This window comes from Variovorax sp. 20P10.2.4, assembly GCF_058244205.1.
In genome coordinates, this window is record NZ_JBZAYE010000767.1 from 1 (window position 1) to 3,098 (window position 3,098).

Genomic DNA, 3,098 nt, shown 5'->3' on the forward strand with positions numbered 1-3,098 from the left:
TGGCCGACGTGCTGCCGGTGGTGCTGGTGAAGCTGCTCGCGCACCCGCTGCTGGTGTGGGGACTGGGGCTCGCGGCGATCGCGCTGGGCCTGCCGCTGTCGTGGCCGGCGCTGGTGGCGATCGTGCTGGTGGCGGCGTTGCCGAGCGCGAGCAACGTGTCGATGCTGGCCGAGCGCTTCGGCGCCGACAACGGGCGCATCGCGCGCATCATCCTGTGGACGACGGTGGCGGCCTTCTTCAGCTTTCCGCTGGCGGTGGGCTTGCTGAAGTGAAGCTTGCTACGGCGTCAGCACGCCGAGCTTGAACGGATCGGCATCGGGCAGGCGCTCGCACTTCGAGAAATCGCGGCCCTGCGTGCCGTCGCAATAGAAGGCGTTGTAGATGCGGCCGAACAGCGAGGGGCTGGCGGTGAACAGCACGCCATGCTCGGGCTGCCAGTTGTCGTGCGCGCCGCGACCGTCGGCCGAGGCCTCGATCACCTTGGGCGCCGCCGCGGCGCCGGGCGTGAAGTCGGCCAGCGTCCGGTGCGCGTCGTCGCGCCAGCGCACCGCGAGCTCGGCGGCAGTGGGCCGCGCCGCCACCGGCAGCATCAGGCCGTTGACCTGGAAGCCGTCGCCGAAGCGGTGCGTCTTGCCCGCCAGGAAGGCGTAGGCGCAGGCCGCCATGCACTGGCCGCGCACCTCGGTTTCGACGCCGCTCGCGCGGATCGCGTCGGCGAAGGCACCGGCCGCCTCGGCGGTGCCGCCGAAGGAATCCTCCAGCACCACGGTGCGTACCGTGCCGCTGCTCAGGTGGTCGATGAAGCTGGCGATCTCGCTGCCGTCGAGCATGCCCGAGACCAGCAGCAGCCGGCCCTGGCGCTCGATCTCGGCGGCGTGCGTGGCGACGGGTGCGAGCACCAGGAAGCAGGCCCAAGCGGAGGCCGCGAAAGACAGAATCCCACTTGCGAAATGGAGCGGTTTCACGAGCGACCTTTGCCTTCAGGAGAGCGGGCTGGAGGGGCGCGGAGGGCCCGGAGGATCGCCCCGTTGCGGACTCCTCCACGGAGTCTTTTGCAGCGGCGCGCGCGTGGCGTCAACCCCTTTTGCAGAATTTTTCCCCTGCACCGTGCCGGCCGTAAGACATAGCTATCCGATACCACTTCGGATGAATGCTTGAGTTCACATGTCCGCTGCTAAAGTGGGCCGCAGACCGGAAGATGGCATGGGAGCTCGCACGATGATGGCAACACTGTTCCGAATTCTTTTATGGCTGGCGTGGCTCGCCGGCGCGGCCTGGCTCTGGCAGGCCGGCAAGCTCGGCACGGCCTCGGCGCTGGCGCTCGGCGCGCTGAGCCTGGTGGTGTTCGCCTGGCCCGGCAGCGTCGCGCGGCGGCGCCATGCGGACCGCGAACTGCGCTATGTCGAGATGGGCAAGGAGCCGATGAGCCTGCACTGAGCGCGGGCCCATGGCGACGAGGTTCAGATCCCCTGCGGATCGACGTCGATCAGCCAGCGGATCACGCCCTTGCCCTCGGGCGTGCGCCGCAACGCATGCAGCTGCGGCTGCCACAGCGCGAGCATGCGCTGCAGCGCGGCGCGCGAATGGCTCTCCAGCAGCATCTGCGCGCGCTCCACGTTGGCCACGCGCTGGATCGCCAGCGGCACGGCCGGATAGCGCATCACCTGCGCCGCTCCCTCGAGTCCATCGGCCGCGGCGCTCGCCGCATTGAGAAAGGCCTGCGCCGCCTCCTGCGTGCGCGCATCGGCGCGCACCAGCGCCTGGTAGGCGAAGGGCGGCATCGCGGCGGCCTGCCGCTCCTCGAGCTGCTGCGCCGCGAAGGCCGGGTAGTCGTGCCGGCGCAGCGCCTGGAACAGCGGATGCTCCGCGTGGTGCGTCTGGATCCACATCTCGGCCGTGCTGCCCTGCGTGGCCAGGTAGGCGGCGTCGCGGCCCGCGCGGCCGGCCGACTGCATCAGCAGGCTGAACAGCCGCTCGGGCGCGCGGAAGTCGCTCGAGAACAGCGCGCCGTCGGGGTTCACCGCGGCCACCAGCGTGATGCGGCGGAAGTCGTGGCCCTTGGCGATCATCTGCGTGCCGACCAGCACGTCGACCTCGCCCGCGTGCACGGCCGCGAGCTGCGACTCGAGCGCGCCCTGCTTCTTGGTGCTGTCGGCGTCGATCCGCGCGATGCTCACCGCGCTGCCGTCGGGCCGCTTCACGGCCGAGAACAGCTCGGCCAGGTGTTCCTCGAGCCGCTCGGTGCCGCGGCCCACGGGCGCGATGTCGAGGTTGCCGCAGACCGGGCAGGCACGCGGCACGCGCTCGGTGTGGCCGCAGTGGTGGCAGCGCAGCGTGCGGTCGATCTTGTGGAACACGCGGTAGGCGCTGCAGTGCGGGCACTCGCTCTTCCAGCCGCAGTCGCCGCAGGCCAGCACCGGCGCATAGCCGCGCCGGTTGAGGAAGATCATGCTCTGCTCGCCGCGCGCGATGCGCTGGCCGATGGCGTCGAGCAGCTTGGCCGAGAGCACGGTCTTGGCGGGCTGCAGCGTCATGTCGACCAGCCGCACCGTGGGCAGCTCGCCGGCGCCGATGCGCGAGGGCATGGCCAGCCGCACGTAACGCCCGCCGGGGTCGCCGTCGGCGGGCGGGCGGCTCTGGTGCCAGCTCTCGAGCGAGGGCGTGGCCGAGCCCAGGATCACCTTGGCCTTCTCGCGGTGGCCGCGCCACACGGCGAGGTCGCGCGCCGAATAGCGCGCGCCTTCCTGCTGCTTGTAGCTCGGGTCGTGCTCCTCGTCGACCACGATCAGCGCCAGGCCCGGCATCGAGGCGAACACCGCCATGCGCGTGCCCAGCACGATGCGCGCGGCGCCCGCATGCGCGGCCAGCCAGCTCGCGAGGCGCTGCGGGTTGGTCATGCCGCTGTGCAGCGACACCACCGCCTGCGCCCCGAAGCGCGCCTTGAAGCGGGCCTCGAGCTGCGGCGTGAGGTTGATCTCGGGCACCATCACCAGCGCCTGGGCCTCGGGCGAGCGCGCGAGCAGCGCGGCCACGCAGCGCAGGTAGACCTCGGTCTTGCCGCTGCCGGTGCTGCCGGCCAGCAGGAACGGGCCTTCCTC

The 3,098-nt window shown here is 71.3% G+C and carries 4 protein-coding genes; 2 read left to right on the forward strand and 2 right to left on the reverse strand.

From position 1 onward, the window contains the following. The coding region (locus tag AC27VN_RS37155; RefSeq protein WP_490879884.1) for an AEC family transporter at positions 1-272 on the forward strand (272 nt) is incomplete at its 5' end. A 6-nt stretch (positions 273-278) separates the two neighbouring features. Here AC27VN_RS37155 and AC27VN_RS37160 read toward each other — a convergent pair. Next, positions 279-899, reverse strand: coding sequence for a hypothetical protein (locus AC27VN_RS37160; protein ID WP_256222999.1), 621 nt, complete (start codon positions 897-899; stop codon positions 279-281). A 319-nt stretch (positions 900-1,218) separates the two neighbouring features. On the opposite strand from AC27VN_RS37160, the gene AC27VN_RS37165 reads away from it, so the two are divergent. Further along, a complete protein-coding gene (locus tag AC27VN_RS37165) occupies positions 1,219-1,437 on the forward strand; it encodes a hypothetical protein (protein ID WP_281077749.1) in 219 nt (72 codons plus the stop codon). A 23-nt stretch (positions 1,438-1,460) separates the two neighbouring features. On the opposite strand, the gene priA is transcribed toward AC27VN_RS37165, so the two are convergent. Further along, positions 1,461-3,098, reverse strand: a 1,638-nt coding sequence (gene priA, locus AC27VN_RS37170; RefSeq protein WP_490879885.1) for a replication restart helicase PriA, incomplete at its 5' end; no start/stop codon positions are given.